At 72.3% G+C, this 4,419-nt stretch carries 3 protein-coding genes; 2 read left to right on the forward strand and 1 reads right to left on the reverse strand.

Annotated features, from left to right (window positions below; translation table 11 throughout):
• The first annotated feature begins 48 nt into the window (after positions 1–48).
• Positions 49–591, forward strand: coding sequence for a bacterial proteasome activator family protein (locus AOK18_RS22335; protein WP_055571896.1), 543 nt, complete (start codon positions 49–51; stop codon positions 589–591).
• Between the two features lie 100 nt (positions 592–691).
• Here the strand turns inward: AOK18_RS22335 and AOK18_RS22340 are convergent, their stop codons facing one another.
• Positions 692–2,359 (reverse strand): protein kinase domain-containing protein, encoded by a 1,668-nt coding sequence (locus AOK18_RS22340; RefSeq protein WP_055695502.1) that lies wholly within the window; start codon positions 2,357–2,359, stop codon positions 692–694.
• A 347-nt stretch (positions 2,360–2,706) separates the two neighbouring features.
• Between AOK18_RS22340 and AOK18_RS22345 the strand changes: the two genes are divergently transcribed.
• The gene (locus tag AOK18_RS22345; protein WP_055695503.1) at positions 2,707–4,311 is read left to right on the forward strand and encodes a protein kinase domain-containing protein; all 1,605 of its coding nucleotides are present in this window, start codon (positions 2,707–2,709) and stop codon (positions 4,309–4,311) included.
• Positions 4,312–4,419 lie beyond the last annotated feature (108 nt).

A 4,419-nucleotide genomic window follows, 5' to 3' on the forward strand; every position in this document is an offset into this window, starting at 1 on the left:
GTCAGGGGGCCCCGGAGGTGTGCGGCGGGCGTGCGAGAGAATGGACCCATGGAGATGCCGAGGAACGAACGGTCGCCGGACAATCCGCAGGTCCTGGTCGTCGGCCAGGACGGGATGGCGCTCGGCGGGGCCACGGGGGACGAGGACTCCCGCGAGGTCCCGGTGACGGAGCAGGTGGAGCAGCCCGCGAAGGTCATGCGGATCGGCAGCATGATCAAGCAGTTGCTGGAGGAGGTGCGCGCGGCTCCCCTGGACGAGGCCAGCAGGGTCCGGCTCAAGGAGATCCACGCCAGCTCGGTGAAGGAGCTGGAGGACGGACTCGCGCCCCAGCTGGTCGAGGAGCTGGAGCGGCTCTCGCTGCCCTTCACGGACGAGGCCACCCCGAGCGACGCCGAGCTGCGGATCGCGCAGGCCCAGTTGGTGGGCTGGCTGGAGGGCCTCTTCCACGGCATCCAGACCACGCTCTTCGCCCAGCAGATGGCCGCGCGCGCCCAGCTGGAGCAGATGCGCCGCGCCCTCCCGCCGGGCGCCGGTGACGGCGGGGCCGAGGAGCCCCCGCTGGGCGGCCGCGCGGGCGGCCCCTACCTGTAGTCCCCGCAGTCGTCCGCGCCCCGCTCCGGCGGGGCGTCGGCAGGACGTGCGGAAGGGGCCCGGCTCGGGAGCCGGGCCCCTTCCGCGTGCACGCGAGGGTTCAGCCGGTCGGCGGGTTGCCCGTGGAGACGTCGAGCTGGATCCTGGGCATCTCCTCGGGGTCGACGGCCGTGCCGGCGGCGGGGAACTGCTTCATGACCGCCCCCTCGCCGTACGTGTTCTCGTCGACGTTCCGCACCTTCAGGTCCCATCCGGCGGCCTGGAAGCATTCCTTGACCGACTTGATGTGCTTGAACTTCAGGTTCGGGAGCTCGACCTTGTCCTCGTCGTTGTAGGCCTCCTTCGGCTCCGTGCACTCATCCGGGTCGATCGTCCGGGAGAGGTCGGGGCCGCGGTGGCCGGCCGCCCGGGAGGCCGACGCCGACGCGCCGGTGTCACCGGCCTTGTCGTTCTCGTCGCCGCCGTTGGCCAGCAGCACCGCGATCAGGCCGCCGACGGCGAGGACGGACACGGCGACCGAAGCGATGATCGCCGGCTTGTTGTTCCTGCCGCCGCCCGGGCCGCCCGCTCCCGGACCCTGGGGCGACAGGTGGTACGGCGGCGGTGTCGACGGACCGCCCTGGTGCGTGCCGTACGGGGAGTGGGGTGTCGCGTAGCCGCCCTGCGGGGCGCCCTGCTGCGGGTAGCCGTACGCCGGGGCCGGGTTCGGCGTGGCCGGGGTGCCGTACGGGTTCGGGGTGTGGTGCGGGAGCGGGCCCGGCGTGTACGGCGTGTGGACGCCGCCCGGGGCCGCCGGTGCCGACCCGTCGACGGGCGGGAAGACCGCGGAGCCGACGCCCGCGCCGCTCTGCCCGGGCGTGCCGGGGACGATGCTCGGCGGGGCCGCCCGGAAGGACTGGCCCACCCGCAGGCACTCGCCGCGCATGACCTCGGCGCTGGGGAAACGCTCGTTCGGGTTCTTCTTCAGCGCGCGGGTGATCAGCGCGTCCACGGCCGGGGGCAGCGAGCGGTTGACGGAGGAGGCGAGCGGCGGCTCCTCCTGCACGTGCGCGTACGCGATGGCCAGCGGCGAGTCGGCGTCGAACGGGAGCCGCCCGGTGACCAGTTGGAAGAGCATGATGCCGACCGAGTACAGGTCGGAACGGGCGTCGACGCCCCGCCCGAGCGCCTGCTCGGGGGAGAGGTACTGCGGGGTGCCGACGACCATGCCGGTCTGCGTCATCGAGGTCACGCCGGACTGCATGGCACGGGCGATGCCGAAGTCCATCACCTTGACCACGCCGCGCTTGGTCATCATCACGTTGCCCGGCTTGATGTCCCGGTGGACCAGGCCCATCTCGTGGCTGATCTCCAGGGCGGCCAGCACGTCCGCGGTGATCTTCAACGCCTTGTCGGCGGGCATCGCGCCCAGCTGCCGCACGTCCTCGTCGAGCACGGAGCCGAGCGGGCGGCCCTCGACGTACTCCATGACGATGTACGGCGTCGTCATGCCGCCCACCTCGTCCTCGCCGGTGTCGAAGACCGAGACGATGTTGGTGTGCGTGAGCTTCGCCACGGCCTGCGCCTCGCGGCGGAAACGTTCGCGGAAGGCCTGCTCCCTGCCGAGTTCCGTGTGCAGGGTCTTGATCGCGACCTGGCGGTCGAGCACGCTGTCGTACGCGAGGTGGACGGAGGCCATGCCACCCTGGCCGAGCAGGTCCCGCAGTTGGTAGCGGCCGCCGGCGAGCGCCCGTCCCGCGTCGTGGTCCCGCGCGCCGTCCTGGCTCATGTTCCGCTTCCCCCGTAGCCTCTCCGGCACTGCCCTCGGTGACCGGTTCCTCGTGGATCTCCTGCGCTCCACCCGGCCAAGTCTGCCCCAGGCCCCCGGCACGTCAAGCGTGGGGCCCGTTCCGTGACCGTACGGGACGGAAGCGTCGCGGAAGCGTTACAGGGGAGGTGAGGACGGTGCTCGGAATTTGCACGACGATATGGATTGCGGGTTTCATGGCCGGTCCGTCTCCTGCCTGTTCCTGGCAGCCCGTCCCGGACCTGAGGCCGGCGTGAAGGCTGTAGCGTGGCCGACGGAGACCGTGACAACACCGCGCGCACCGCGGGCAGAAACGACGGCGAGGACTGATGGCACAGCAGCAGCGCTCTCAGGGCCCGTCCGACCCCGAGGCGACTGGCGGCGGCATGTCGGACGCGCCGGACAACTGGGGCAACGGCGGGCTTGTCGGTGACGGACGTTACCGGCTGACGCACAGACTCGGCCGGGGCGGCATGGCCGAGGTGTTCGCCGCGGAGGACGTGCGGCTCGGGCGGATGGTCGCCGTCAAGCTGATGCACGCCGATCTGGCCGAGGACCCGATCGCCAAAGCGCGTTTCACGCGTGAGGCGCAGTCGGTGGCCGGTCTCAACCACCACGCGATCGTCGCCGTGTACGACTCCGGCGAGGACATCGTGGGCGGCCAGGCCGTCCCGTACATCGTCATGGAGATCGTCGAGGGCCGCACGATCCGCGATCTCCTCATCAACGCCGAGGCGCCCGGCCCCGAACAGGCGCTGATCATCGTCTCCGGCGTCCTGGAGGCGCTGGCCTACTCGCACCAGCACGGCATCGTGCACCGCGACATCAAGCCCGCCAACGTCATCATCACGCACAACGGCGCGGTGAAGGTGATGGACTTCGGCATCGCCCGCGCGCTGCACGGCGCGTCCACGACGATGACGCAGACCGGCATGGTCATGGGCACCCCGCAGTACCTCTCCCCCGAGCAGGCGCTGGGCAAGGCCGTCGACCACCGGTCCGACCTGTACGCGACCGGCTGCATGCTGTACGAACTGCTGGCGCTGCGGCCCCCGTTCACCGGTGAGACGCCGCTGTCCGTGGTCTACCAGCACGTGCAGGACATCCCCACGCCCCCGTCGGAGGTCTCGGACGCCAGCCCGCCGGAACTGGACGGGCTTGTCATGCGCGCACTCTCCAAGGAGCCGGACGACCGGTTCCAGACGGCGGAGGAGATGCGCGGGCTGGTCCAGTACGGGCTGCAGATGCTCTACGACCAGGGCGGCCACACCGGCACCTGGAACACCGGCGTGGTCGACGTGCACGACGGCCGGCACACCCCGGCGGCGGGTTTCGCGGGCACCACGGCGATGCCCCACCCGGACGCCTCCGGCACCGCGGCCATCCCGCAGCCGATCCTCCCCAACCGGTACGGCAACGGGGACGACGGCGGGTTCGAGGGCGGCGGCAACCGGGGCGACGGCCGCGGCAAGCTGTGGATCCTCGCGGTGCTCGCGGTGATCGCCGTCGTCGCGGGCGTCGCGCTGGCGCTGAACGGCGGCGGCGGGGGCGAGAAGAACGACAAGGAACCCTCCAAGGCGCCGTCCTCCGTGCAGCCCAGCGAGAAGGAGAAGGCCAGCGAGTCGCCGGAGGAGGACGACGACACCCAGGAGCCGGAGGCGCCGAACACGGACACCGGCACCGGCAGCGGCTCCGGGGGCGGCGGCTTCGTCCCGTCGTACAACCCGACCCCGGCCCCGACGCAGAGCCAGCAGCAGCCCGAGGAGCCGACGGGCGAGCCGACGGACGTCCAGACGACGCCGACGGACACCGAGCCGGAGAACCCGCCGGAGTCCCCGTCGGTGCCCGACCCGGGGGACGGTGGCGACGAGGGCGGCACGGAGAACGGCGGCGCGGTGGGCGGCGGCGACGCCGGCGCGGTCACCGGCGGCTGACCCCGGGTCACCGGCGACGGACCGCGGGCCGGGAGCGCGCGGGGCACGGATCGCGGAGCCACGGCACACGGAACACCGGGCGGGTCCCACCCGCCCGGTGTTCCGTGT

It is taken from the genome of Streptomyces prasinopilosus, from assembly GCF_001419695.1.
GTDB lineage: Bacteria > Actinomycetota > Actinomycetes > Streptomycetales > Streptomycetaceae > Streptomyces > Streptomyces prasinopilosus.

Bases quoted from the DNA above. Each gene is read 5' to 3' on its own strand.
- AOK18_RS22335 (WP_055571896.1), top strand. From the start codon at position 49: ATGGAGATGCCGAGGAACGAACGGTCGCCGGACAATCCGCAGGTCCTG.
- AOK18_RS22340 (WP_055695502.1), bottom strand. From the start codon at position 2,359: ATGAGCCAGGACGGCGCGCGGGACCACGACGCGGGACGGGCGCTCGCC.
- AOK18_RS22345 (WP_055695503.1), top strand. From the start codon at position 2,707: ATGGCACAGCAGCAGCGCTCTCAGGGCCCGTCCGACCCCGAGGCGACT.